Annotated in this window: 21 protein-coding genes; 11 read left to right on the top strand and 10 right to left on the bottom strand. The window is 73.1% G+C overall.

Annotated elements, in window-relative coordinates; all coding sequences use genetic code 11:
- Positions 1-90: 90 nt before the first annotated feature.
- Positions 91-1,041 carry an ABC transporter permease gene (locus ACYVPE_RS16520; protein ID WP_461034355.1) on the bottom strand — a complete coding sequence of 317 codons (951 nt, stop codon included), beginning with the start codon at positions 1,039-1,041 and terminating at the stop codon, positions 91-93.
- A complete protein-coding gene (locus ACYVPE_RS16515) occupies positions 1,041-2,663 on the bottom strand; it encodes an ABC transporter substrate-binding protein (RefSeq protein WP_461034354.1) in 1,623 nt (540 codons plus the stop codon). Before ACYVPE_RS16515 ends, ACYVPE_RS16520 begins: the two co-directional genes overlap by 1 nt.
- A gap of 441 nt (positions 2,664-3,104) precedes the next feature.
- On the opposite strand from ACYVPE_RS16515, the gene ACYVPE_RS16510 reads away from it, so the two are divergent.
- Entirely contained in the window at positions 3,105-4,322 is a 1,218-nt protein-coding gene (locus tag ACYVPE_RS16510) for an LLM class flavin-dependent oxidoreductase (RefSeq protein ID WP_461034353.1), read from the top strand.
- Between the two features lie 25 nt (positions 4,323-4,347).
- A complete protein-coding gene (locus ACYVPE_RS16505; protein WP_461034352.1) occupies positions 4,348-5,694 on the top strand; it encodes an NtaA/DmoA family FMN-dependent monooxygenase in 1,347 nt (448 codons plus the stop codon).
- A 66-nt stretch (positions 5,695-5,760) separates the two neighbouring features.
- Here the strand turns inward: ACYVPE_RS16505 and ACYVPE_RS16500 are convergent, their stop codons facing one another.
- From ACYVPE_RS16500 to ACYVPE_RS16475, 6 genes are read right to left on the bottom strand one after another with little or no spacing between them, the layout of a single operon-like run.
- Positions 5,761-6,840 (bottom strand): LLM class flavin-dependent oxidoreductase, encoded by a 1,080-nt coding sequence (locus tag ACYVPE_RS16500; RefSeq protein WP_461034351.1) that lies wholly within the window; start codon positions 6,838-6,840, stop codon positions 5,761-5,763.
- Between the two features lie 12 nt (positions 6,841-6,852).
- Positions 6,853-7,770 carry an ABC transporter substrate-binding protein gene (locus ACYVPE_RS16495; protein ID WP_461034350.1) on the bottom strand — a complete coding sequence of 306 codons (918 nt, stop codon included), beginning with the start codon at positions 7,768-7,770 and terminating at the stop codon, positions 6,853-6,855.
- 5 nt (positions 7,771-7,775) lie between these two features.
- On the bottom strand, positions 7,776-8,501 hold the full coding sequence (locus ACYVPE_RS16490) for an ABC transporter ATP-binding protein (RefSeq protein ID WP_461034349.1): 726 nt from the start codon (positions 8,499-8,501) through the stop codon (positions 7,776-7,778).
- The gene (locus ACYVPE_RS16485) at positions 8,498-9,355 is read right to left on the bottom strand and encodes an ABC transporter permease (RefSeq protein ID WP_461034348.1); all 858 of its coding nucleotides are present in this window, start codon (positions 9,353-9,355) and stop codon (positions 8,498-8,500) included. The genes ACYVPE_RS16490 and ACYVPE_RS16485 overlap by 4 nt, the downstream gene beginning before the upstream one ends.
- Positions 9,352-10,353 (bottom strand): NrtA/SsuA/CpmA family ABC transporter substrate-binding protein, encoded by a 1,002-nt coding sequence (locus ACYVPE_RS16480; protein ID WP_461034347.1) that lies wholly within the window; start codon positions 10,351-10,353, stop codon positions 9,352-9,354. Before ACYVPE_RS16480 ends, ACYVPE_RS16485 begins: the two co-directional genes overlap by 4 nt.
- Before the next feature lie 8 nt (positions 10,354-10,361).
- The gene (locus ACYVPE_RS16475; protein ID WP_461034346.1) at positions 10,362-11,405 is read right to left on the bottom strand and encodes an ABC transporter substrate-binding protein; all 1,044 of its coding nucleotides are present in this window, start codon (positions 11,403-11,405) and stop codon (positions 10,362-10,364) included.
- A 456-nt stretch (positions 11,406-11,861) separates the two neighbouring features.
- Between ACYVPE_RS16475 and ACYVPE_RS16470 the strand changes: the two genes are divergently transcribed.
- From ACYVPE_RS16470 to ACYVPE_RS16435, 8 genes are all read left to right on the top strand, one after another.
- On the top strand, positions 11,862-12,641 hold the full coding sequence (locus ACYVPE_RS16470; protein WP_461034345.1) for an IclR family transcriptional regulator: 780 nt from the start codon (positions 11,862-11,864) through the stop codon (positions 12,639-12,641).
- Between the two features lie 280 nt (positions 12,642-12,921).
- On the top strand, positions 12,922-14,022 hold the full coding sequence (locus ACYVPE_RS16465) for an ABC transporter substrate-binding protein (RefSeq protein ID WP_461034344.1): 1,101 nt from the start codon (positions 12,922-12,924) through the stop codon (positions 14,020-14,022).
- Positions 14,015-15,115, top strand: a complete 1,101-nt coding sequence (locus tag ACYVPE_RS16460) for an ABC transporter ATP-binding protein (RefSeq protein WP_461034343.1) — start codon at positions 14,015-14,017, stop codon at positions 15,113-15,115. The genes ACYVPE_RS16465 and ACYVPE_RS16460 overlap by 8 nt, the downstream gene beginning before the upstream one ends.
- Positions 15,116-15,121: 6 nt before the next feature.
- Entirely contained in the window at positions 15,122-16,033 is a 912-nt protein-coding gene (locus tag ACYVPE_RS16455; RefSeq protein ID WP_461034342.1) for an ABC transporter permease, read from the top strand.
- Complete coding sequence (locus tag ACYVPE_RS16450) at positions 16,030-16,821, top strand: ABC transporter permease (protein ID WP_461034341.1); 792 nt, start codon at positions 16,030-16,032, stop codon at positions 16,819-16,821. Before ACYVPE_RS16455 ends, ACYVPE_RS16450 begins: the two co-directional genes overlap by 4 nt.
- The gene (locus tag ACYVPE_RS16445) at positions 16,808-18,712 is read left to right on the top strand and encodes an FAD/NAD(P)-binding protein (protein ID WP_461034340.1); all 1,905 of its coding nucleotides are present in this window, start codon (positions 16,808-16,810) and stop codon (positions 18,710-18,712) included. The genes ACYVPE_RS16450 and ACYVPE_RS16445 overlap by 14 nt, the downstream gene beginning before the upstream one ends.
- Positions 18,709-19,965 carry an amidohydrolase family protein gene (locus ACYVPE_RS16440; RefSeq protein ID WP_461034339.1) on the top strand — a complete coding sequence of 419 codons (1,257 nt, stop codon included), beginning with the start codon at positions 18,709-18,711 and terminating at the stop codon, positions 19,963-19,965. The genes ACYVPE_RS16445 and ACYVPE_RS16440 overlap by 4 nt, the downstream gene beginning before the upstream one ends.
- Positions 19,962-21,473, top strand: a complete 1,512-nt coding sequence (locus ACYVPE_RS16435; protein WP_461034338.1) for a carboxylesterase/lipase family protein — start codon at positions 19,962-19,964, stop codon at positions 21,471-21,473. The genes ACYVPE_RS16440 and ACYVPE_RS16435 overlap by 4 nt, the downstream gene beginning before the upstream one ends.
- Positions 21,474-21,514: 41 nt before the next feature.
- Here ACYVPE_RS16435 and ACYVPE_RS16430 read toward each other — a convergent pair whose 3' ends face one another.
- Positions 21,515-22,843, bottom strand: a complete 1,329-nt coding sequence (locus ACYVPE_RS16430; protein WP_461034337.1) for an aspartate aminotransferase family protein — start codon at positions 22,841-22,843, stop codon at positions 21,515-21,517.
- Between the two features lie 83 nt (positions 22,844-22,926).
- Here ACYVPE_RS16430 and ACYVPE_RS16425 point away from each other — a divergent pair, with 83 nt between their 5' ends.
- Positions 22,927-23,883 carry a LysR family transcriptional regulator gene (locus ACYVPE_RS16425; RefSeq protein WP_461034336.1) on the top strand — a complete coding sequence of 319 codons (957 nt, stop codon included), beginning with the start codon at positions 22,927-22,929 and terminating at the stop codon, positions 23,881-23,883.
- A gap of 25 nt (positions 23,884-23,908) precedes the next feature.
- On the opposite strand, the gene ACYVPE_RS16420 is transcribed toward ACYVPE_RS16425, so the two are convergent.
- On the bottom strand, positions 23,909-24,895 hold the full coding sequence (locus ACYVPE_RS16420) for a hypothetical protein (RefSeq protein WP_461034335.1): 987 nt from the start codon (positions 24,893-24,895) through the stop codon (positions 23,909-23,911).
- Between the last annotated feature and the right edge of the window lie 28 nt (positions 24,896-24,923).

Below are 24,923 nucleotides of genomic sequence, written 5' to 3'. Positions count from 1 at the left end.
CCGCCTGCGCCGCCGCCGCCGGCGGCGGCGGCGGGGCGGGGGCCGCGCCCGCCGCGCCGTCCGGGCGGCTCGTCACGTCCGTCCGCCCGTTCACGCCGGCACCGCCCGCTCCGCCGCCAGCCGGGGGTCGAGCAGCGGGGCGACGAGATCGACCAGCAGGTTGGCCAGCACGTACACCAGCGCTCCGAAGCTCACGATCCCCAACACCAGGGGAATGTCCTGCGCGTTGACCGCCGTCGCGGTCGCCCGGCCGAGCCCGGTGCGGGAGAAGACGCTCTCCACCACCACCGAGCCGGCGAGCAGGTTGCCCAGCAGCACCCCGAGCACTGTCAGTGGCGGGAGCGCCGCGTTCCGCACCGCGTGCCCGAGGTGGACCCGGGCGGGTGAGGCGCCCTTGGCCCAGGCCGTCTCGGCGTAGGGCTCGGCCAGCGCCGTCCGCAGGCTCTTGGCGAAGACCTGTGCCAGCACCGAGCCCACCGGCAACGCGAGGGTGATCGCGGGCAACACGATGGCGTCCCAGCCCTCGTTGCCGAACGCGGGCAGCAACCCCCAGCGGAAGGAGACCAGTTGCACCAGCAGCAGCCCCACCCAGAAGGTGGGTGCCGACACGCCGAGCGCCGGCAGTGAGAGCAACGCCTGCCGCAGCCAGCTCCGGCGCGACCAGGTGGCGGCCAGCGCCAGGGTGCCACCGCCGACCGTCGCGAGGACCAGGGCGCAGCCGGCCAGTTGGAGGGTGGCGGGCAGCGCCTCGGCGATCACCCGGCCGACCGGTTCGCCGCTCGACACGGACTGGCCGAAGTCGCCCCGGACGGCGGCCGACAGCCGCTCCAGGTACTGGCGCCAGACCGGCTGGTCGAGGCCGTGGGCCGCGCGCAGCTCGGCGACCTGCTCGTCGGTGACCGCGGACGCCTCGCCACCGCCGGCCGCCATGATCGCCACCGGATCGCTCGGCAGCAGGTACAGCACCACGAACGCCAGGGTGAACGACGCCCAGAGCACCAGCGCCGACTGGACGAGGCGGCGGGCCAGGAACCGGCCCATCAGGAGATCCAGGTGTCGTGCAGCTGGATCCGGGAGGATGCCTCGAACTCCAGGTCGTGCACGTGCTCGGCCACCCCGAGCACGGTGGTCAGCTCGAAGACCGGGACGGTCGCGCCGTCCTCGATCAGCAGCCGCTGGGCCTCGGCCGACGCCTCGGCGCGCCGCTGGGGCTCTGTGGTGGTGTTCTGCGCGGCCAGCGCCTCCTGGAGCGGGGTGTCGGGCGGCTGGCGGTAGATGTTGCGCAGGTCGGCGGAGAACGCGGTGCGCATGATGTCCGGGTCGGTGCGGGTGGTGTTGCCCCAGGAGTAGTCGAAGTCGCCCTCGTCCTGGGCGGCCGGCAGCTCGGGCAGCGGCACGGTGCGCAGCCGCAGGTCGACGCCCACCGCCCGCAGTTGCTGCTGGATCAGCTGCAGGGCGTTCTCGTTGGGCCCGAAGTTCGGTATCCACATCACCGTCAGCCGTAGCTCCTCGCCGTTCCGCGCCCGTACCCCGTCGGGGCCCGGCACCCAGCCGGCCTCGTCGAGCAGCCTGGCCGCCTCGTCCGGGTCGTGCGGCAGCAGTTCTGAGAGGTCCGCGTAGGTGTCGGTGGTGTGCGCGAGCGAGCCGGTGGCGACCGTGAACGACGGGCTGAGGACGGTGTCCACCACCTCCTGCCGGTCGACGGCCAGGCTCACCGCGCGGCGGATCGTCTCGTCCGCCGGCAGGGGGCGGGACAGGTTGGCGGTGAGCCCGAACGGCAACCCGGGGTTGGGACGGCTGGCCAGGGTGAAGCCGGCGTCCGCCATGGCCGCCTCGTCCTGGGCCGCCACCCCGCCGATCGCGTCCACCTGACCGGACTGGAGGGCGCCGGTGCGCACCCCGGACTCCGGGATGACGCGGAACGTCACCCGGTCGAGGAGGGCGGGGCCCTGGTCACGCCAGAGCGAGGATCCCCAGGCGTAGTCCGCTCTGCGGGTCTCCACCACCGACACGTTGGGCGTGTACTCCTCGAGAACGAACGGGCCCGAGCCCACCACGTGGTCGGTGCACCGCTCCTCCGCCGGCAGTTCGGTGGTGGACCTCGCGAGTATCCCCAGCGCGGACGTCGAGGTGGCCTGGAGGAACTGCGCGTTGGGTGCCTCGAAGCCGACCCGCGCCGTGTACGCGTCGACGACCTCGGTGCCGGCGTACCCGGACAGGTAGCCGCTGCCGAGCGCCGCCTGCGCGCCGAGGGCCACGACGCTGTCGAAGGTGTCCTTGACGGCCTGGGCGTTCACCGGGGTGCCGTCGCTGAACGTCGCGTCGTCCCGCAGCGTGAAGGTGAACGTGCGCGCCTCCTCGTCCACCTCCCACGCGGTGGCCAGCCACGGCACGATCTCCCCGGTCCGCGGATCCTGGTCGGTCAACGAGTCCACCAACTGCCGCGCCGGGTAGATCGCGTCGTTGGTGGCTCGCTGGTGCGGGTCGACGCACACCGGGTCGGAGGCGAGCGCGAAGGTCAGCTCGCCGCCGGAGCGCGGTTCGCCGCCTCCGGCGTCGTCCCCGCCGCCGGACGAGGAACCGGCGGCCGAGCACCCGGCCGTGGCGAGGAGGACGGTCGACAGGACGGTGGGAAGGACGAGGCGACGGCGCGATCTAGCCATGAAGTCCACTGTCTCCGCGAGGTGTTGACATGGTGTGTCCGCGGCATGGACGGCTGCCGGGACCCCGCCGGCCGGCGGACTTCCGGGGCTCGGGGACCGTGGACAACCGGAAAGCGCTCTTGTTAGCGTCGAAAGGCTTCACGCCGCTCGGCGAGATCCGCCGGGCGGCCGCGTTCCGGTGAGGGGGCATGCCATGCGGGAATCCGCCCTCGCCCCGCCGCGCTCCTCCGATGCCCAGGTGACGGCGTCCCTCGTCCGCCGCCTGCCCATCGACCTGCGCCGCTCGGCCAGCTGTCTCTGTCGCTGACCCCGACGCGCCTCCCCCTCCCCTTCCGCCCCTTCCGCACCCCAACACCACCTCGCTGACGGGCGTGTCGCCCCGCCCGCGCGCCGCCCTGCCGCCTCGTGTCCTCCTCCCGACCAGGAAGCGAGTCCTTCGCCATGACCACCACACGTCCCCTGCACCTGGCCGTCGCCCTCGACGGCGCCGGCTGGCACCCCGCCGCCTGGCGCGAGCCACGGGCGCGTCCCGAGGCGCTGCTGACGGCCGGCTACTGGGCCGACCTGGTCGCCAGGGCCGAGTCCGGGCTGCTCGACTTCGTCACCATCGAGGATGCCCTGGCCCCCCAGTCCACCGGTCCCAACCGGCCCGACGACCGCGTCGACCAGGTGCGCGGCCGACTCGACGCGGTGCTGATCGCCTCCCGCGTGGCGCCGCTGACCCGCCACATCGGGCTGGTGCCGACCGCGACCACCACCCACACCGAGCCCTTCCACGTCTCCAAGGCGATCGCCACCCTCGACTTCGTCAGCGAGGGCCGGGCAGGCTGGCGCGCCCAGCTGTCGAAACCGCTGGAGAACCCGCACTTCGGCCGGCACCAGGTGCTGCCACTGCCCGAGCCGGGGCCCGACGGCCTCCCGTCGCCTGACGAGATCGCCGAGGTCTTCGCCGACGCGTTCGCGGAGGCCGAGGACTTCGTCACCGTGGTGCGGCGGCTGTGGGACAGCTGGGAGGACGACGCGGAGATCCGCGACGCCGACACCGAACGGTTCGTCGACCGCGACAAGCTGCACCACGTCGACTTCGTCGGCCGCTGGTTCAGCGTCCGTGGGCCCTCCATCGTGCCCCGCCCGCCGCAGGGGCAGCCGCTGGTCACCGCGCTCGGCCACGCCTCCGTGCCCTACCGGTTCGGCGCCAGGTCAGCCGACGTGGTCTACGTCACCCCGCGGGACGCCGGCCACGCCCGCGCCGTCGTGGCGGAGATCCGCGCCGAACAGCGCGCTGCCGGCCGTGCGGACGAGGCGGTGCACGTCTTCGGCGACCTGGTCGTCATCCTCGGCGCCACCGCGGCGGCGGCCGACGAGCGCCGCCGCCGGCTCGACGAGCGCTTCGGCGCCGAGTACACCAGCGACGCCCCGATCTTCACCGGCACGGCCGCCCACCTGGCGGATGTGCTCCTTGAGTTGAGCGGTGCGGGATTCACCGGATTCCGGCTGCGCCCGGCCGTGCTGCCGGACGACCTGGACACCGTCGTCGACGCGTTGGTGCCCGAGCTGCGACGCCGCGGCGCCTTCCGCACCGCCTACCGGGCGGACACGCTGCGCGGGCTGCTCGGGCTCCCGCGTCCCGCCAACCGCTACGCCGCCACGGCCCGTTGACCACCGCGAGGAGTGGAGAGACCTCATGAGCGAAGCCAGGAAGCAGATCATCCTCGGCGCCTACGTCGGCGGCGTGAACCACCACACCATCTGGTCCGACCCGAAGGCCGGCAGCCAGATCGCGTTCTCCACCTTCCGCCACGTCGCCCAGACCGCCGAGCGCGGCAGGTTCGACTTCTTCTTCCTCGCCGAGGGCCTGGCCCTGCGGGAGCGCGGCGGGCGGATATTCGACCAGGACATCGTCGGCCGGCCCGACACCCTCCCGGTGCTGGCCGCGCTCGCCGCCGTGACCGAGCACCTGGGCCTGGTCGGCACCCTCAACGCCACCTTCAACGAGCCCTACGAACTGGCCCGCCAACTCGCCTCGCTCGACCATCTGTCGGGCGGCCGGGCCGGCTGGAACGTCGTCACCTCGTTCGACGCCTTCACCGGCCGCAACTTCCGGCGCGGCGGGTTCCTGGACCGCGAGGACCGCTACGTCCGAGCCCAGGAGTTCCTGGCCGTCACCCGCCGGCTCTGGGACTCCTGGCCGGCCGACGCCATCGCCGCCGACCGGGAGGAGGGCGCCTTCCTCCGGGACAAGGACGCCGGCTCCTTCGACGTCACCGGCCAGCAGTTCGACATCGCGGGGCGGTTCACCACCCCGCGCAGCCCCCAGGGACACCCGGTCATCCTCCAGGCCGGCGTCTCCCCCCAGGGGCGGGACTTCGCCGCCGGCGGCGCCGACGCCATCTTCTCCCCCTACCACCGGCTCGACGAGGCCCAGGAGTTCTACCGCGACATCCAGGCCAGGGCCGCCCGCCAGGGCCGGCGGCCGGGCTCCGTGAAGCTGCTGCCCTCGGCGTCCTTCGTGCTGGGCGAGACCGAGGCGGAGGCCGAGGAGCGCCACCGGGACATCCTGCTGCGGCAGATCACCGGGCAGACCGCCCAGATCCTGCTGGAGTCCGTGTGGAACCGCGACCTGTCAGGCTACGACCCGGACGGGCCGCTGCCCGACATCGACCCCGACCCGGACGGGCCGCCCGTCATCCAGGGCCGGGCCAGGATCCACCAGGACCCGTTCGCCACCGTCGCGGAGTGGCGCGAACTGGCCGCCGCCCGCGGCTACTCGCTGCGCGAGCTGGCCATCCACACCTTCGGCAGGACCGAGTTCGTCGGTACCCCGGCCCAGGTCGCCGACCGCATCGACGCGTTCGTCCAGCAGGACGGCTCCGACGGCTTCATCCTCGGCTCCCACCTGGTGCCGAGCGGGCTCGACGAGTTCGTCGACAGGGTGGTGCCCCTGCTCCAGGAACGCGGCTCGCTGCGCGCCGAGTACGAGGGCGGCACGCTCCGCGAGAACCTGGGCATCCCGACGCCCGCCACCGGCTGAGGCCGAGCCCGCCGCCGTCCTGGCCGGGACCCGAGCCGCCGGGGCGGGTCCCGGCAGGTGGCGGGGTCAGGAAGGCGCCGGCACGCCGAGCGCCGGCAGGATGGTCTCCCCGACCCGGTAGGCCTCCTCCAGCAGGGGGTTCCCCGACAGGATGAAGGTGTCGACGCCCAGGTCCTCGTACTCCTTCAGCCGCTCGATGACCTGGGCGGTCGAGCCGACGACGGCGGTGCCGGGGCCGGGCCGGAACAGGCTCATGCCGGGCCAGAGGTTGGGATGCCGCTCCAACTCGCGGGCCCGCGCGGGCACCCTGCCGCCGTGCTGCCGGAACTGCCGTTGCCAGCCGACCCCGTCCTCGCCGGATCTGTCCCGGAGTTGGCGGGCGTAGGTCGCCTCGCTCGTGACGTCGAGCAGCCGGTCGGCGGCGGCCCATGCCTCGTCCTCGGAGTCCCGGACGATCAGGTGCAGGCGCAGCCCGAAACGGAGCGTCCGCCCGTGCCGGGCGGCGCGCTCCCGCACGCGGTCGAGCTTCTCCTCCAGCTGGGACGGGGGTTCGGCCCAGGTGAGGTAGACGTCCATGTGCTGGGCCGCCATCTCGATGCCGGGCTCCGAGGAGCCGCCGAACCACAGCGGCACGTGGGGGGACTGGACCGGTTTCAGGTCGCCGAAGGAGCCGCCCGCGTTGGTCAGGTCGTAGTAGTTCCCCCGGTGGTCGAAGACCTCGCCGGCGGTCAGGCGTTTCACGATCGACCAGTACTCCGCGCTCAGCGCGTACCGCTCGTCGTGCTCGACGTTCAGTCCGTACTCGCGGAGGGTCCTGGTGGAGCCGTTGACGACGTTGAACCGCAGCCGGCCGCCGAACAGGGTGTCGAAGGTGAGGGCCATCTTGGCCAGCAGCGTCGGGGAGATCAGGCCGGGGTGGACGGCGAGCAGGGGCTGGAAGCGCGTGCTGGTGGAGGCGGACAGGGCGCTGCCCAGCGGCCACACGTCGTGCAGGTCGGTCGCCAGCAGCGCGCCGCTGAAGCCGAGGCTGTCCACCGCGCCGGCGAGCCGTCGCAGGTAGCCCAGGTTCACCGGGCGGCGCCCGGCGGGCTCCCATGGGTAGGCGCCCTCGCGCGGGATGAGGTACCAGAGGACTTCGGAGGCCATGGTGGGTGTTCCTTAGGGACGCGGCCGATCGGGGGCTGTGGTTCCGGGCGTGGCTCCGGCGGTCGGCCTCGGTTCGCGGGCGACGGCGTCGGCGGTGCGTACCGGCCCTTCGATGAAGCCGACGCGGGCGAGGATGTCGGCGGCCCGCTGCTGTTCGGCGAGGAACTCCTCGCTGACGTCCTCGATGTGCCAGGGCAGCGCCCGCAGCGCCGTCTCCCAGTCGTCCACCTCGCCCCCCTGGTGGTCGGCGGCAATGGCGGCGGCCTCGCGCGGGTGTGCCGTGACCCAGGCGTCGGTCCGGCGGAGGGCGCGCAGCAGCGCCGCGATCACGTCGGGGCGCTCCTCGGCCAGCGCCCGGCGCGTGAAGAACACCGAGCGGTCGGTGATGACCTCGCCGGTGGGGACGAGGACGCGGAGTCCGCCGGCACGGCGGGCGGCGGCCAGCTGCGGGCCCTGGGCCACCCAGGCGGCGATCGCTCCGGACCGCAGGAGCCGCTCGCTGTCCTCGCCGCCGCGCTCGGCGACGATGTCCTTGTCGTAGGAGAGGCCGGTGTCGTCGAGCGCCTTGGCGATCAGGTGGGTCTGCCAGGAGCCGATCGCCAGGTGCACGATGCCGCCCTCGATGTCGGCGACGGTGCGTGCGGGGCTGTCCTCGGCGACGAGGAGCGCGCCGTGGTCGGGGCGCGGGGCCGAGACGGCCGTGTAGACGAGGTCGTGCCCTGCCGCCTGGGCGGTGATCGGCGGGGTCGATCCGGTGCCGCCGAAGTCGATGACGCCGTCCGTCAGCAGGGGGCCGGTGCGCACCCCGTCCGCGTAGGGGTGGAAGACGGCGGTCTCCCCCACGGTGGCGAGTTCCTCGGCCGCGTGGTCGAGGCGGGAGAGGTAGTAGAGGGTGGGGTTGCTGTTGTGGACGCCGATGGTGATGGCCATTCAGTTCACTTCCCTTCGGGTGGGTGGGGGGCGCGGGCGGCGGTGGGGACGCCGAGATCGGCGAGCAGGCGGCGGCGCAGGGCCGCGAAGGACGGGTCGCCGGGATCGCGGGGTCGGGGCACGTCGACGGGCTGGTCGGTGATGAGCCGGCCGTCGCGCAGGACGCAGACGCGGTCGGCCAGGCGCACCGCCTCCTCGACGTCGTGGGTGACCAGCAGGACGGCGGGGCGATGGGCTCGGCACAGCTCGTTCACCAGGTCCTGCATGCGGAGCCGGGTGAGCGCGTCGAGGGCGGCGAACGGCTCGTCGAGCAGCAGCAGTTCGGGCTCCCGCACCAGGGCGCGGGCGAGCGCCACCCGCTGGGCCTCCCCGCCGGAGAGGGTGGCGGGCCAGGCGTGGCCGTGCTGCTCCAGGCCGACCTCGGCCAGAGCCCGCCGGCCGCGTTCGGCCTGGCTCCTGGGGAGCGCGACGGTCACGTTGTCCAGGACGCGTTTGGAGGGGACGAGCCGTGGCTCCTGGAAGACGGTCGTGCGCGCCCGGGGGACCAGGACCTCGCCCGAGTCCGCCGCGTCCAGGGCGCCGAGGATCCTCAGCAGCGTGGTCTTGCCGCTGCCGCTGGCACCCAGCAGGGCCACGAACTCGCCGGCGCCGATGGTGAGGTCGAGGCCGTCGAGCACGGCTCGGGCGCCGAACGTCCTGCGCAGGCCACGGACGTGCACGGCGGTGCTCATCGGCCGGCCCTCCGCCACGGCATCAGCAGCCGTTCCAGTACCCGCACGATGACGTCGGCGAGCAGCCCGAGCAGCCCGTAGACCAGGATGCACACGGCCAGGATGTCGGTGCGGGCGAAGTTCCCCGCCTGCACCATGAGGTAGCCGATGCCGGCGGTCGCGTTGATCTCCTCGGCGGCGATCAGGGCGATCACGCTGAGGGTCATCGACAGCCGGAGCCCGGCCAGCAGCGACGGCAGCGCCCCGGGCAGCACCACCTCGCGCACGATGGCGAACCGGCCCATGCCGAAGCTGCGCATGGCCTCGACCAGTCCGGGGTCGATGCCGCGGACTCCGCTCGTGGTGGAGACGTACATGGGGAAGGTGGTCGCCACGGCGATCAGCAGGATCTTCGCCGTCTCGTTGATCCCGAACCAGACCATGAACAGCGGGACCAGGGCGAGGAACGGGATGGTGCGCAGGATCTGGAGGGAGGAGTCGAGCAGTTCGTCGCCCAGCCTGGTGAATCCGGTGAGGACCCCCAGGCTCAGGCCGGCGGTCACGCCGATCAGCAGGCCGCCGCCGGAGCGGGTCAGCGAGGTGGTGAGCGCCTCGGGAAGCTGGCCGTCTCCCCACAGTTCGCCGATGGCTCCGGCCACCGCGCCGGGCGAGGCGAGCACGTCCTGGGTGAGCACGCCCGTGGCGGAGGCCGCCCACCACAGCGCGAGCAGGACGAGCGGGCCGACCGCGCGTACCGTCGCCGCGTACCAGCGTGGGCGGGGCCGCCTGACGTCGGCGTGCGGCGTCACCAGGCGGGTCACGTCCCCGGTCCGTTCGGTGGCCGGCGTGTCGGGGACTCTCTCGGTGGCCGTCATCGCAGCGTCGTCACGTCGAGCACGTGTGCCGCGATGTCCACTTCTTCGGGGGTCACTCCCTGCTCGGCGTAGAAGCGCGCGACGTCCTGGAACCGCTCGATGTCGGCGTCGGTGACGGGGTCGACGGTGCCTCCCTGGGCGGAGAACTCGACCTGCACGCGCAGGGCCTCGCCGGTGAGGGCCTGCGGGCCGACGTCGGTGGTGACGTTCAGGAACGCCTCCGGGTCCTCGCGCTCCCGCACGCTGGCCTCGTGCAGGTAGGCGTAGAGGGCCCGCACCACGTCCGGGTGCTGTTCGGCGAACTCGGTCCTGACGGCCGTGAGGCTGTAGTTGTCGGAGCCGATGTCCGCTCCGTCGACCAGGAAGTGGGCGTCGCCGCCGCCGATCTCGGCCACGGAGTACGCCGCCCACACCGCCCAGGCATCGACCTGGCCGGCGTTGAAGACGGCGGCGGTCTGGTCGGGGCGGAGGTACACCCGCTCCACTTCGTCCGGATCGACGCCCGCCTCTTCCAGGGCCTTCAGCAGCAGGTACTCGCCGGTTCCGCCCTCGTTGACGGCGACCTTCCGCCCGACGAGGTCCTCGACGGACTCGATGCCCGAACCGTCGCGGACGAGGATGCCCTCACCGGCCGGGTCGGGCGCGGTGGCCGTGAAGAAGGCGAACCCCGGGTTCTGGGACAGCGACGTGATGCCGGAGGTGATGGACCCGGTGGCGATGTCGAGTTGGTCGGCGTTCAGGGACTGGGCGGCCGGCGCGAACGGGCCGGCGCTCCCGGTCCAGGCGACCTCGGCGCCCACCTCGGCGAGGGCGCGCTCCAGCGAGCCGTCCTGTTTGCCGAGGGCGAGGACGCCGGAGTTGCCGGGGTCGGGGATGCGGATGGTGACCGCCGGCTCCTGGCCGTCGGCCGCGTCCGCCCGCGAACCCCCGCAGCCGGTGAGTGCCGTCAGGGTGGCGACGGCGGTGACGGTGGCGAGGGCGAGTCTGGGAATGCGCATGGTGGGTCCTACCGGTCCGATGAGGGGTGGGAGGGGAGGGTCGACCGCTCCGTGGCGCGGTGCCTGCGGGTCGCCCGGCGCAGGGGTTCCGGGGCGGCCCACGCCCGCACGTCGACGCGCGCGGGCAGGAAGCCGTGGCCGTACAGGGACTCGGCCTGGCGGGTGAGCAACTCCAACCTGTCCTCGGACAGGTCGGGATGGAGGGTGCGGTGCGAGCCGGTGCGGTAGGCGCCGTGGACGCCCTCCGGGCCGGCGCCCGTCTCGGCGCCCAGGATGCGCGCCACCTCCGCCGGCTGGTCCGCGGCCCAGTCGGCGGCACGCAACAACACGGCGAGGAAGCGGTCCACCAGGGCGGGGTGCTCATCGAGCAGCCGCTGGTGCACGGTGACCGGGCGCGGGGTGCCGTTGTTCACCCGGTGGGCGCGATCGGGCAACTCATCGAGTTCCAGGGCGACTTCGGCACCGACCCGGCGGGCGGCCTCGACGGCCACGGCGCCCTTCACATACACGGCGTCCACCTCGCCCCGGCGCAGCGCCGCCAGTTCCGCCGCCCACTGCCCGCCGGGCCCCCCGGCGCGCACCTCGACCAGGGTGGCGTCGGCAAGTCCCGAGTCGGCGGACGCGAGTGCTCCCTCGAAACCGCGCAGGGCCATGGCCCGCCAGAAGTCGATGGGCAGGTCGTGCCGGGGCACGGCGAGGCGGCGTCCGCTCAGCGCCGCCGCACCGCGGATCCCGGAGCCGGGTGCCACCAGGATCACCTGGCGTTCCTCGATCCAGGTCAGCCCGATCAGCCGGGTCGGCTCCCCCCGCGACCTGGCCCACAGGGCTGGCACGTTGCCGCCCTCCCGGAACAGCGTGGCCTCGGCGTGGGTGTAGTGCGTACTCCGCGGCACGGCGTCGGCGCCGGGCGCCGCGTCCTGCAGGGAGCGGACCGCGATGCCGTCGGACGCGAACTCGTCGGCCAGCCAGTGGCGATCGGCCGCGATGCCGGTCGCGGTCGGCACCGGACAACGCGTGTACCACAGGGTGGTGGGCAGGGCAGGGTGTGTCATGGCTCTTCCCTGATGGAAGCCGGTCCCCTCGACGGGGGTGGCGGTGAAGGTGCGTGGGCGCCGCTACGGCAGAGGGCCGCAGGCGTGGGGAGGAGAGCTTGGGGGGCGTCCCGCGCGTCGCGCGGGGACGGGTGTCAGCGACAGACAGCGCTGGAGACGCGCCCCAGGTCGACGTGGCGACGGACCGTGAGCGGGCACGGAACGGCGGCGGTTGGACGCATCGCTCCGCTCCCTTCGGTGGCTTTCGTCGGACCTGCTCCGGCTGACGCGTCGCAGCCTCGCACAGCACGGAAAGCACGGGCAAGGAAGGTCCCACGATGTGGGACCGGCCGTGAACGCGGTGTTGCGGAGGAGGGCCGGCGTCCTCGACGGATGCCGGTATGTGAGAAGTTCGCGGTCCGGAACCAGAGCGCGGTGGCCGCTTCGCCGCGCCGGGCGCACACGAAGGGACACGGCGTGACGCGGACTTCGGGCACGGGGGCGCAGGCCGTCGGGCGCGCTCTGGACATCCTGCACTGCTTCCACGACAACGCGCCCGACCTCAGCGCCTCGGAGATCGCCCGCAGGCTCACGTTGTCGACCTCCACCGCACACCGGTTGGCCCGCGCGCTCCTGGACGCCGGCTTCCTGGAGCAGGACCATCGCACGGCGCGCTTCCGCCTCGGCCCGGCGGTCACCGAACTCGGGCGGCTCTCCTACCATCAGCGCGGCCTGCACCTGGTCTCCCCCGAGCTGACCGACCTGGCCGAACGCACCGGCGCCACCGCCGACCTGGCGCTGCGCAGCGGACCGTACGCCGTGATCGTGGCGGGCGGCTCCGTGACCCCCCGGGTCGGCCTGCGCCGCCCGCTGCACTCCACGGCGCTCGGTAAGGTGCTGCTGGCCTGGCCCCGCCTCGGCGAGGGAGGCGCGGAAACCCTCCCGCCATTGCCGGCGTTCACCGACCGCACCATCGTCAGCCCGGCCCTCCTCGCGGCGGAGTTGGAACAGGTGCGCGCGCGGCGCTACGCGGTCAACGACGGCGAGTCCGCGCAGGGCATCCGGACCGTGGCCGTGCCGGTGCTCGACCACCTCGGAGCCGCGCGCTTCGCCCTCGCCCTCCGGGGAACGCCCGCGCTCATCACCGACGAGGGCAGGGCGTGGTTCCTCGACCAGGCACGCGCCTGTGCCTGGGCCCTTGAGGTGCTGCTGCTCCCCCCGGCGGAACGCCGCCGCGCGACCGCACACGATATGTGACGAACACCACACGTCGATCTGCTGCAACAGGTGCGGCACGGCCCTCGCCCGCAACCCATGGCGACCCAACGGCGGTTCCCGGAACCCAGCGGCGGCTCGGAACCTGATGCAACAGCTCGGGTGGGAGAGGGCAAGGTTGCCACGGGAGATTTAACATGCCCGAATTACTGCGCAATGAACGGGCTTGACCGGCCGACCGCTCGCAGGGGACAGTCTCGGCTCACCCAGCCCGCGGTGCGCGACGCGAGGCAGTGACCACCAGAGTGACGAGGAAACTCCCATGCCGCACACCGCCCGACCAACCCGCCTGCGCCTGGCCGTTCTGGCGGGTGCGTCCGCCCTCGCGGTCGCCGCCTGCTCGTCGTCGGCGTCGTCACCGTCGACCGGCGGTGACGAGGACGGCCAGGGAGACGGTCAGACGCTGAACGTGACCGGCTTCTCCGGCGCGTTCGCCGACCAGTTCCAGGAGACGGTCATCGACCCGTTCGTCGAGGCGAACCCGGGCGTGACCGTCACCTACCACCCCGCGCAGAACTCGGCGGAGATGCTGGCCGGGCTGCGGACCAACCAGTCCTCGGCGACCTACGACGTCGTGGTGATCGACAGTTCGGTCCAGCGCACCGCGAACTCCGAGGGCCTGTTCGCCGAACTCGACCCCGCCGACGTGCCGAACCTGGAGCAGCTGATCGACACGGCGGTCGTCGAACCCGGCTACGGCCCGGCGCTGTACATCGACAGCCTCGCCGTCGTCTACAACCCCGACGTCGTCGCCGAGCCGCCCAGCACGTGGAGCGGACTGGCCGACCCGGCGTACGACGGGCAGCTGGCCCTGCAGATCGCCGACACCCGCGGCATCGCGCTGATCGCCGGGCTGGCCGACGAACTGGGCCTCGACTACCAGGAGAACATCGACCCGGAACTCGAGGTGCTGCGGGAGATGGCGCCGTACGTGCAGACCTGGGAGCCGCAGCCGAACCTCTATGACGCGATCATGTCCGGGAGCGCCGGCATCGGGGTCGGTTGGAACGGCCGCGCCCAGGCCCTGCACGACGCGAACGAGGGCCTGCTGAACGTCGTCGTCCCCGAGGGCGGTGGCGTCGCGCAGATCAGCACCATCAACCAGGTCGCCAACTCCGAGAACCCGGAGCTCGCGCAGCGGTTCATCGACTTCGCCATCGGCGAGCAGGCACAGCAGGCGCTGGCCACGGAGGGCTTCTACGGCCCCGTCAACCAGAACGTCACCCTCGACGAGGAACTGACGCGGCGGGTCGCCTCGCCCGACGGCCTGCTCGCCGACGCGGCGCCGATCGACTGGGCGTGGATCTCACCGCACTACGCGGAGTGGGTCGAGCGCATCCAGCGGGAGGTCATAGGTGGCTGAGGCGGCGGCGCGGCTGTCGGTGCGAGGGCTGTCGAAGACCTATCCGGGCGCGGCACAACCCTCGGTCGACGGCGTGGACCTGGATGTCGAGCAGGGCGCGATGCTCGCCCTGCTCGGCCCCTCGGGGTGCGGCAAGACGACGACGCTGCGGATGATCGCCGGTCTCGTCGAACCGTCGGCCGGCACGATCAGCGTCGCCGGCGAGGAGATCACCCGGCGGCCGGTTCACCAGCGCGGCATGGGCATGGTCTTCCAGTCGTTCGCGCTGTTCCCGCATCTGGACGTGGCCCGCAACGTCGCCTTCGGGTTGGAGATGCGCAGGGTTCCCAAGGCGCGGGCGGCCGAGCGGGTCGAGGCGGCTCTCGAGAAGGTGGCGCTGCGGGAGTTGGCGGGGCGTCGGGTGTCGCAGCTGTCCGGTGGTCAGCAGCAGCGGGTCGCGCTGGCCCGTGCCCTGGTGATCGATCCGACGTTGCTCCTGCTCGACGAGCCGCTGTCGGCTCTCGACGCCAAACTGCGCGAGTCGCTGCGCACCCAGATCCGCGACATCCAGCAGGCGTCAGGTACCACGGCCGTCTTCGTCACACACGACCAGGACGAGGCGCTGTCCATGGCCGATCAGGTCGCGGTGATGAACGAGGGCAGGGTCGTCCAGGTCGGGACGCCCAAGGAGATCTACGAGAATCCCGCGACGGTGTTCGTCGCGACCTTCATCGGCAGGGCGAACCTGTTCCGCGGCACGCTGAGGAAGCACGGGGCCGGGGCCGCGCTGGACACCGAAGGACTCGGCGTGATCGGCCTGCCGGCCACCCCGCTCGCGTCGGGCACCGAGGTCTCGGCGGTCGTGCGGCCGCAGTCCGTCCAGGTGCACGAGTCGGGCGCCGCCGCGGACACCGCGCCGGGCGAGGCCGTCACCCGGTACGAGGGGGTCGTGGCCGCCACGAGCTACACGGGCGACCAGATCGGTTACCGCGTCCGCGTCGGCGACACGGTGATCGAGAGCGAGCAGAGCTCCCACGCGGTCCGGGTGCTGGCGCCTGGCACGCCGGTGACGGTGTCGTGGCCGCGCCGGAACACGCTCGTGCTGGAGCGGTGACCGCCCGTGTCCACCACTTCTGCCACCGAGGCGCCACGGGTCGGCGTCCAGAACCGGCGCCGTCGTCATGTGCGCACGATCGCCCTGCTGCTCGCGCCTGGCATGGCGGCGCTGGCGATCGGATACCTGCTGCCGATGGTCTGGGTGCTGCGGATGTCGGTCAACCGCGGCCTGCCGGGCGGCGGCATCGAGCAGACGTTCACGGCCCACTCGTTCGTCACCGTCCTCGGCGACCGCTTCTACTGGGACGTCGCACTGGAGACGGTCCGGCTCGGCCTCGTCGTCGCGGTGCTGACGGTGCTGGTGTCCTATCCGGTCGCGTTGTTCCTGGTGCGCACGACGTCGCGGTACCGCGGGCTGCTGACGGCGCTGGCCATCACGCCGCTCCTCGTCTCCGGGGTGGCCCGCACCTACGGCTGGATGGTCGTGCTCGGCAACCAGGGCCTGGTCAACAGCACTCTCGACACGTTGGGTGTGGTCGACCGGCCGATCCAGCTGTCGAACAACTTCACCGGCGTGGTGATCGCGCTGGTCCAGATCTTCATGCCGATCGCGATCCTCGCGATGGTCAGCGGGTTCGGCCGTCTGGACCGTACCGTCGAGCAGGCGGCGGCCTCGCTGGGCGCCAACCGGTGGCGGGTCTTCACGCGGGTGACCCTGCCGCTCTCGCTGCCCGGGGTGACCTCCGCCGGCCTGCTCGTGTTCGTGCTGGCGATCAGCGCGTACGTCACGCCGCGGCTGATGGGCGGCGGCCGGGTGTTCGTCCTGGCCACCGAGATCTACGACCAGGCGACCAACACGTTGAACTGGCCGGTGGCCGCGGCCCTTTCCCTGCTGCTGTTCGCCATCTTCGGGGTGGCCGTCGCGGGATACCAGGTCGTTCAGCGGCGGGTCGAGAGGAGGGCCGGCGGCCGATGAGAGACGTCGTCGCCAAGGTCGGCTGGCGCTTGCTGATCACCGCACTGTTCGTGTTCCTGTGGGCGCCGATCGTCGTCGTGGGGGTCATCTCCTTCGACACCTCGACGTACATGCGCTTCCCGCCCGACGGCTTCAGCTTCGCGTCGTACGCCACGGTCTTCAGCACGCCCGAGTTCCTCACCGGGTTCCGGGTCAGCCTGGTGATCGCCCTGACGGTCGCGGTGCTGGCCGTGACCATCAGCGTGTGCGCGGCGCTGGCCATCCACCGCCACGGGTTCCGGGGCAGGTCCGCGGTCAGTGCGCTGTTCCTGTCCCCGCTGCTGGTGCCGAACATCGTGCTGGCTCTGGCGCTGCTGCTGTTGTTCTCGCCGCTGGGGCTGACCAACAGCTACGGGGGGCTGATCCTGGCGCACCTGACCATCTGTGTCCCGTACGCCATCCGGACCGTCAGCGTCAGCCTGTCCACCGCGGACACCGCCTGCGAGGACGCGGCCCGGGTGCTCGGCGCCAACGGGTGGGCGACCTTCCGGCGGGTGACGCTGCCCCTGATCCGGCCCGGCGTGGTCGCCGGAGGGGTGATGTCGTTCCTGGTGTCCTTCGACGAGGCGGTGCTGTCGCTGTTTCTCAGCGGTTTCCACGTCACACCGCTGCCGGTCGAGCTGCTGCACTACGTGGAGACCCAGGCCGGCCCCGAGGTGGCGGCGCTGTCCGTCGTGCTGATCGCCCTGTCCCTCGCCGTGATGGTGGTCGTCGAGCGTTCGTTGGGGCTGCGGCGTGCGCTCCGCTGAGGGCGCGCACCGCGGGCGGGCACCGGCGATCGCCGTCGTCGGCGGCGGCCCGCGGGGGCTCGCGGTGCTCGGCCGGCTGATCGCGCGGGCCCGCGACGCGGGCGACCTGACGCTCCATCTGATCGAGCCGTTCGAGACCGGCCGGGTGTGGCGGGACGACCAGTCGCCGACGCTGCTGATGAACAGCCGCACGCGGCAGGCCACGATCTTCGCCGACGCCGGCCTGCCCGACGTCGACCCACTGCCTGGTTCGCTCGACTTCCGCGCATGGGTCGAACGCGTCGCCGGGGCGGAGCTGTCGGATCCCGACCGCCGGGCCGAGGCGGTGTCGCTCGGCCCCGACGACTTCCCCACCCGGGCCCTGTTCGGCGGCTATCTGCGCTGGTGCCGCCGGTTCCTGGCCGAGTCGGCGCCGCCCGGGGTCCGCGTGGTCGTCCACCGGGCGACCGCGACGTCGCTCGCCGAGTCGGCGGATCGCGCCCAACACCTCGCACTGCGCCACGAGGAAGGCGGCGAGGTCCGCACGCTGGTCGCCGACGCCGTCGTCCTCGCCACCGGGCACACCGACGTCCACCCCGCCGCCCGGGAGGCGGGGCTCGCGGCCTTCGCCGCCGAGCGCGGCCTGACCTATGTGCCGCCGAGCGCGGCCATCGACGTCGACTGGGATCCGATCGCCCCCGGCACGCCCGTCGCGCTCCTGGGCACCGGGCTCAACTTCTACGACTGCGTGGCGCTGCTCACCGAGGGCCGGGGAGGGAAGTTCGTCCGCTACCCCGAAGACGCCGCCGGCGGGCTGCGGTACCTGCCAAGCGGCCGGGAACCGCTGCTCATGGTCGGCTCCGGACGCGGGATCCCGTACCTCGGCCGGGCTCTCGTCCCCGGCACCGCGGAACCGGTGTTCCTCGACGCCGAGCTGGTGGCCGGCCTGGCCGCCCGGCGTCACGTCGACTTCGCCGCCGACGTCTGGCCGCCGATGGTCAGGGACCTGCGGTGGGCGTACTACTCCTGCCTGTCGAGCCCGTCGGGTGGCCTCGACGTGGGCGCCGTCCTGGACAGCTACCGGTCGCTGCCGGCCGAAGGGCCGGCCGTCGACGAGCTGTTCGCCTCGGCGTTTCCGGACGTCCCGGCCTTCGATCTCGCTCCGCTGCTCGACCCGCTCGGCGACGAGATCCTCGCGGATCGGGCGGCGCTGGACCGGGCGGTCGTCGACGTGGTGCGCGCCGATCTCGCCGAGTCGTCGGCCAGGCCGCGCGGCCGGGTCACGGCGGTCGGCGAGATGCTGGCCGCCCTCAAGGACCGCCTCCGGTTCATCGTCGCCTCCGGCGCGCTCGACGGCGCGTCGCACCTGCGTGACGTCGACGGCTGGTTCGGCAGCGTCGGGGCCTATCTCGCCGCGGGGCCGCCGGCGATCAGGCTGGAGCAGCTGCTGGCGCTCGCCGACGCCGGCCTCGTCGGCTTCCTGGGCTCGCGGGCCCGCGTCCGACCGGACCACGGGACCGGCCGGTTCGCCGTCACCACCGCCAATCTCGCCGGCGAGCGGCTCTTCGACGTCCTCGTCGACGCCCGGCTCCACGGCGTCGACCTGCGGCGGACCGCCAGCCCGCTGCTGTCGGCGATGGCGGCGGCGGGTCTCGTCCGCCCCCACACCATGACCAGCGCCTCGGGCGAGCGCATCGCGTCGGGCGGGCTCGACGTGGACCGCACCACCTACGGCGTCGTCGGAGCCGACGGAGTCGCGTCGACGCGCCGGTTCGCCTACGGCATCCCGATCGAGCCGATCCACTGGAACATCGCCAACCTCCCCCAGCCGGGGAAGGACCACCCCACCATCCGGCAGGCCGACGCCATCGCGCGCGCGGCGCTGGAAGCCGTGAGAGAGGAGCAGCCGTGACGGTCGTCGTGCGCAACGCAACGGTCATCACCGGAGTCGGTGACGAGGTCGTCGAGAACGCCGGCGTGCTGATCGAGAACGGGGTGATCGCCGACGTCGGGCGGGGACCGATGCCGGTGCCCGACTCGGCGACGGTCCTCGACGCCGCGGGTGGCACCGTCCTGCCCGGGCTGATCAACCTGCACGACCACATGGCGCGCAAGAAGCTGCGGATCTCCGAACCCGGCAGCCGGTACCGCGACCAGAGCGACGCCCTGATGCGCAGCCCGGAACCGCTGCTGGCGTACCACACGGCGGCCAACGTCCAGGCCCAGCTGCGCTCGGGCGTGACCACGATCCGCGACTTCGGCCTGCCAGGATCCACCGGCATCCAGGCCCGCGAGGCCGTCGACGCCGGAGTGATCCCGGGACCGCGCATCATCGCCGGCGGCGACCCGATCTGCATCACCGGCGGCCACGGCAGCAACTGGGGAGCCGTGGAGGCCGACGGCCCGGTCGGGGTGACCAGGGCCGTCCGCCAGCAGATCATCAACGGCGCCGACGTCCTGAAGTTCATGGCGTCCGGCGGTCTGGGCACCTACCCCGAGGAGGACCCCGGGATTCCGGAGCTGAGCCCGGCGGAGCTCGCGGCCGGCATCGCGGAGGCGCACAAGTTCCACAAGCGGGCCGCGGCGCACGCCTACTCGACCGAGTCGATCAGGAACGCGATCGAGGCCGGCGTGGACACCGTCGAGCACGGCGCGTTCATGGACGACGAGACGGTCGCGCTCATGGTCGAAAGGGGCACGGCGCACGTCCCGACCATCTCCGGGCTGATCGCGATCGCCTTCCAGTACCGGATGATCGGTCAGGAGTCGATGGCCCGGCGGATCCTCACCGATATCATCGACCGGCTGCGGAACAGCGCGCGGCTGACGTGGCTGGCCGGCGTGCCCGTCGGCACCGGCACCGACACCAGCGGTGAGGTCGTCGAGGAGCTGGAGCTGCTGCAGGAGGCGACCGGGGCGGCGACGGTCGACGTGCTCCGCGCGGCCACCAGCACGGCGGCCGGGATCGCCGGCGTCGGCGAGCAGACCGGCTCGCTGGTCCCCGGCAAGGCGGCGGACGTGCTCGTCGTCGACGGCGACGTGCTCGCCGAAGGGCTCGACGTCCTGCGCCGGCCACGGTGGGTGCTGCGCGCGGGAGCGGTCTTCGAGGGCGCGCCGATGCCGCTCGGGGTCCGCGTGAGCATGCTCCGCGGGATCCCCCAGTGACCGGCGGCGTCGCCGGACCCGTCGTCGCCACCTCGGCCGGGCGCGTGCGCGGGTTCAGCAGGAACGGGGTGCACGCGTTCCTCGGAATGCCCTACGCGGCCCCGCCGGTCGGCCCCCGGCGGTTCGGGCCACCGGGCCCGGTGGAGCCCTGGGACGGAGTGCGGGACGCCCTGCGCCTCGGCCCGGTCTGTCCGCAGGTGCCGACCTACGGCCCGGTCGGCACCGCGGCGACGTCGGCGTTGCCGTCGGGCGACGACTGCCTGACGCTCAACGTCCGCACGCCCGACCTGGGAGGCGGCCTGCCGGTGCTGGTGTGGCTGCACGGCGGCGGGTACGCGGTCGGCTCCGGCGCCGAGGCCGTCCTCCAGTCTGCGGCGTTCGCGCACAGCGGCGTCGTGGAGGTGACGCTCAACTACCGCCTCGGAGCACTGGGCTTCCTGTACGCCGAGGGCACCGGGGACACGGCGCCGGCGAACCGGGGACTGCTCGACCAGATCGCCGCGCTGCGGTGGGTGCGGGACAACATCGCGCGGTTCGGCGGCGACCCGGCCAACGTCACCCTGGCCGGACGCTCGGCCGGCGGGTTCGCCGTCGCCACGCTGATGGCCATGCCGCTGGCGCGCGGCCTGTTCGCCCGCGCGATGCCGCAGAGCGGCGCGGGTCCCGCGTACCTGTCGGTCGACACGGCGCGGAACATCACCACGCGGGTGCTGCGCGCTGTCGGCGTCTCGGCCGCCGACCTGGCCGACGTGCCGATCGACCGGCTGCTGCGGGTGCAGAGGGAGCTGTGCGACGACGCCTACACCCGGCACGATCCCGACCGCTACGGAGAGGTGGCCGTGCTCGGCCTGCCGTTCCAGCCGGTGGTCGACGGCGTGACACTGCCCGCCCCGCCCACCGAAGCGGTCGCGGCGGGGTCGGCGGCGGGCATCCCCATGATGATCGGCACGACCACCGGGGAGGCGGTGACGCACACGTCGATCCACGACGAGATGACCCCCGCTCGGGCCGCCGAGTTGCTGGAGCCGCGGTTGTCCCCGCTCGGCCGCTCCGGCGCGGACGCCGTGCGCCACTACGCCGGCCTGTTCCCCGAGCTGAGCGGCAAGGGCCTGCTCACCGTCATCACCGGCGACCTGGTGTTCCAGATGCCGACGTCACGCTTCGCCGAGGCACAGGCCGCGCACGCGCCGGTGTACAAGTATCTGTTCGGAGAGTTCGGCGACAACGGCGGCGGCGCGCGGCACGGCGCCGAACTCGGCTACGTCTGGCGCGGCCCCGACGGGCCTCCGCCGGGCCTGCCGGCCAGGTTCCTGCCGACCGACGACGCGCTCGCGGAGACCGTCCACGCCGCGTGGGTCTCGTTCGTCCGGGACGGCAGGCCGGCCGTCCCGGGCGTGGCGGACTGGCCAGCCTTCGATCCGGCGCGGCCCGAGCTCGTGCGGATGAGCGGCACCGGAACCGCGGTGGAGCACGACAGGTTCGCCGGCCGGCTCGCGTTCTGGCCCTGACCGCGTCACGCCGGGTGGCGGCGGGGGTCCGGGGCGCCCGGTCATGTCGTCCGCCTCCTCGGAGGGTTCGCCGTCGCCGTCGCGGCCCGCTCGATCGAGGCGGCGAGGATGTCGAGGCCGGCGTGCAGTTCGTCCTCGGTCACGGTGAGCGGTGGGGCGATGCGGAAGATGCCGCCCATGCCGGGGAGTTGGACGATGTTGAGGTGCAGGCCGCGGGCGAGGCAGTCGTGGGTGATGCGCTGCCCGATCTCGTCGGCCGGGGTTCGGCTCGCCCGGTCGGTGACGAGTTCGAGCCCCTGGAGCAGGCCGCGGCCGCGGACGTCGCCGACGATGTCGTAGCGCTCGTGCAACTCACGCAGGCGGGTGGTGAGTTGTTCGCCGAGGGCCGCGGCGCGGGCGACGAGTCCCTCGCGCTGGATGACGGAGAGGACCGTGGCGCCGACGGTCGCGGCGAGCGGGTCGGAGACGTGGGTGGTGAAGAAGAGGAAGCCGCGCTCGTGGCAGACGCGCTCGATTCGCTCGCCGGTGAGCACGGCGGCCACCGGCAGGCCGGCGCCGAGGGTCTTGGAGAGCGTCAGCAGGTCGGGGACGACGCCGTCGCGCTCGAAGGCGTACATGGTTCCGGTGCGGCCGAGGCCGGTCTGGGCCTCGTCGAGGATCAGCAGCATCCCGCGTTCGTCGCACAGCTCCCTGAGGCGGGCGAGGTAGCCGGGTGGCGGCTCGATGATGCCGCCCGAGGAGAGGATCGGTTCCACCAGGCAAGCGGCGAGGCTGCCCGAGGACTGCCGGTCGACCATCGCGAAGCCGTACTCCAGCTCCGCCCGCCAGTCGTGCGAGCCGTCGGCGGCGCGGAACGGCGAGCGGTAGGCGTTGGGCGTCGGCAGGGTGAGGTTGCCGGGGGTGGGCGGTCCGTAGCCGCGGCGGCCGGCGGAGAACGTCGCCGAGGCGGCGCCCTGGCTCATGCCGTGCCAGGAGCGGTCGAACGACACGATCTCGTAGCGGCCGGTGTAGAGCTTGGCGAGCTTGATCGCCGCCTCGTTGGACTCGGCGCCGGTGCTCAGCAGCAGCATCTTGCCCAGCTCGGGCGGGAGGGTGGCGGCGAGCGCCTCGGCGAGGTCGAGGACCGGGCGGCTGAGCATGCCGCTGTAGAGGTGGTCGAGAGTGGCGATCGCCGTGGAGACCGCCGACACGACGTCGGGGTGGGCGTGGCCGAGCACGGCGCTCATCTGGCCCGAGGTGAAGTCGAGGATCGGCTGGCCCGCCGTGTCGTACACGTGGGCGCCGGCGGCGCGTTCGATGACGCGGGGGCTGAAGGTCGTGCCGTAGCGGATCAGCAGGCGGTCGGCGTCTTCCCGGAATCGTGAGTCCACGGTCACCACCCTCGCGCCCGCGACCGTCCGTAACAAGCGACAAAAACCGCCGGACCGTTCGGCGGTGGCTTACGGTGGCACTCATGCTCACCACGCATCGGCTGGCGGTCCTCCGGGCGGTCGTCGAGGCCGGCTCGATCAGCGCCGCGGCGCGCAACCTCAGCTACTCGGCGGCGACGATCAGCCAGCACATGGCGGCGCTCGCCAGGGAGACGGGGCTCACGCTCCTCGAGAGGGACGGGCGGGGCGTCGCACCGACCGCCGAAGCGCTCCAACTGGCCGAGGAGGCGGGTCCGTTGCTCGCCGACCTCGGGCGTCTCGAACGCACCGTCGCGGACCTGCGGGCCGGGCAGGCCGAGCGGTTGGCGATCGCCTGCTTCGCCTCGGCGGCGGAGCGGCTGATCCCCGAGGTGGTGCGGGCCGTCCGGGCGGAGCGGCCGAACATCACGGTCGAGGTCAGCCTGAACGAGCCGGTCGACGGGCGCGGTCGGCGCCGGCCCGACCTCGACATCCGCACCGAACCGGTGGGCGGCGCCGGGATCCGGCTCGACGGCTACCGGCGCCACGACCTGCTCACCGAGGAGTTGCTCGCGGTGCTGCCGGCCGACCACCCGCTGGCGGGCGCGCGTTCGATCCCGCTCGGCCGGCTGCGGACGGAGCCCTGGATCGACCACGACATCTACGACAGCCCGATCGGGCGGATCATCGGGAACGCCTGCGGCGCCGCCGGCTTCGCGCCGCGCCACGTCGCGCGGCTCGACGACCACCGCGCGGCGCTCAGCCTCGTCGACGCCGGCATCGGCATCACCGTGCTGCCGCGCCTCGCCACGGTCGAGTTGCCCGCCACGCTGGTGGCCAGGCCCCTCACCGACCCCGCGGTCGGCCGGCGCGTCGTGCTGCACGCCCGCCGGCACCCGCACCGCGAGCCGCTGGTCGCGGCGGCGGCCGCCCACCTGCGCCGCGCCGCCGACCGCTGGCGGCGCGACGTGGCCTCGAACTCCCCGGCGGCCGGCGACGACGGGGAGGCGCGCGGCAGGTAGGTGCGCGGGCGGGTGCCGGGGGGGCTCAGCCGCGGGCGATGGCGATGCTGCCGGCGAGGCGTTCGCCGGCCTCGTAGACCATGTACGGGACGCCGCGGTCCGTGCCGAACGCCGGGGCGGCGGACCGGCCGTTGTCCGGGGCGCCGGCCAACGGGCGGTGGAAGACGCCCAGATGGTCGCGGCGGGAGAAGTCGGCGCCGACCTCGGTGATCCTGATGGTTCCGCCGTGCGCCTTGTCGGTGTGGTAGACGACGTACGCCGAGCCGTTCCTGGTCAGCAGGTGCGGGCCGCTGATGTCGTTGACGCCGACGTCCGAGTACCTGATCAGCGGCTGGTCGGCGAAGCTCCAGCTCCGCCCGTCGGCGGACCAGCCCCAGCCGATGGAGCGGTGGTTGGCCGTGGTGTTGACCATGAAGAGCATCACGTAGCGCGCGCCCCGGTTCGGCAGCGCGTGGGGGAAGACGCGGGCGTAGGAGGCCTCGGTGGTGCCCGAGGGCAGCATCGAGGTGGTCAGCACGGTGCGGTCGTAGACGAAGTCGACGCCGTTGGACGAACGGGCCAGCCGGGTCGTGGTGTTCTCGCCGTGGAAGTAGAGCCACAGCTCGCGTTCGCCCTCGTGCCACATGACGTGGGGCGAGGAGACGTGGCTGACCGAGTAGTGCGGGGCCCAGCGGTTCGAGACGATCGGGTTGCCCGGGTACTCGGTGTAGGGGCCGGCGAGGGAGTTCGCGTAGGCCAGGCAGATGCCGCCCGGCGCGTCGTGCGGCGCGTAGTAGAGGTAGTAGCGGCCCAGCGGGGCGGACAGGCGGTCGTAGACGCCGCGGACGCAGGGGAAGATGATCTCGCCGGTGGGGTTGTAGGAGAGCTGCCCCGGGGTCAGCAGCGTGCCGAGGTGGGTGTAGTCCGGGAAGCCGCCGGGCGCCGCGGCGGCCGGGGTGGCGGGCGCGCCGACGGCGAGCAGGCCGCCGGAGGCCGCGGCGGCGGACAGCAGGGTGCGGCGTTTCATGGTCATGGGGACTCCGTCACGTCGTTGGTACGGG

It is taken from the genome of Streptomyces mayteni (genome assembly GCF_054783955.1).
The sequence above is the reverse complement of the archived record's forward strand: the minus strand, read 5'-3'. Positions and strand labels throughout refer to the sequence as shown.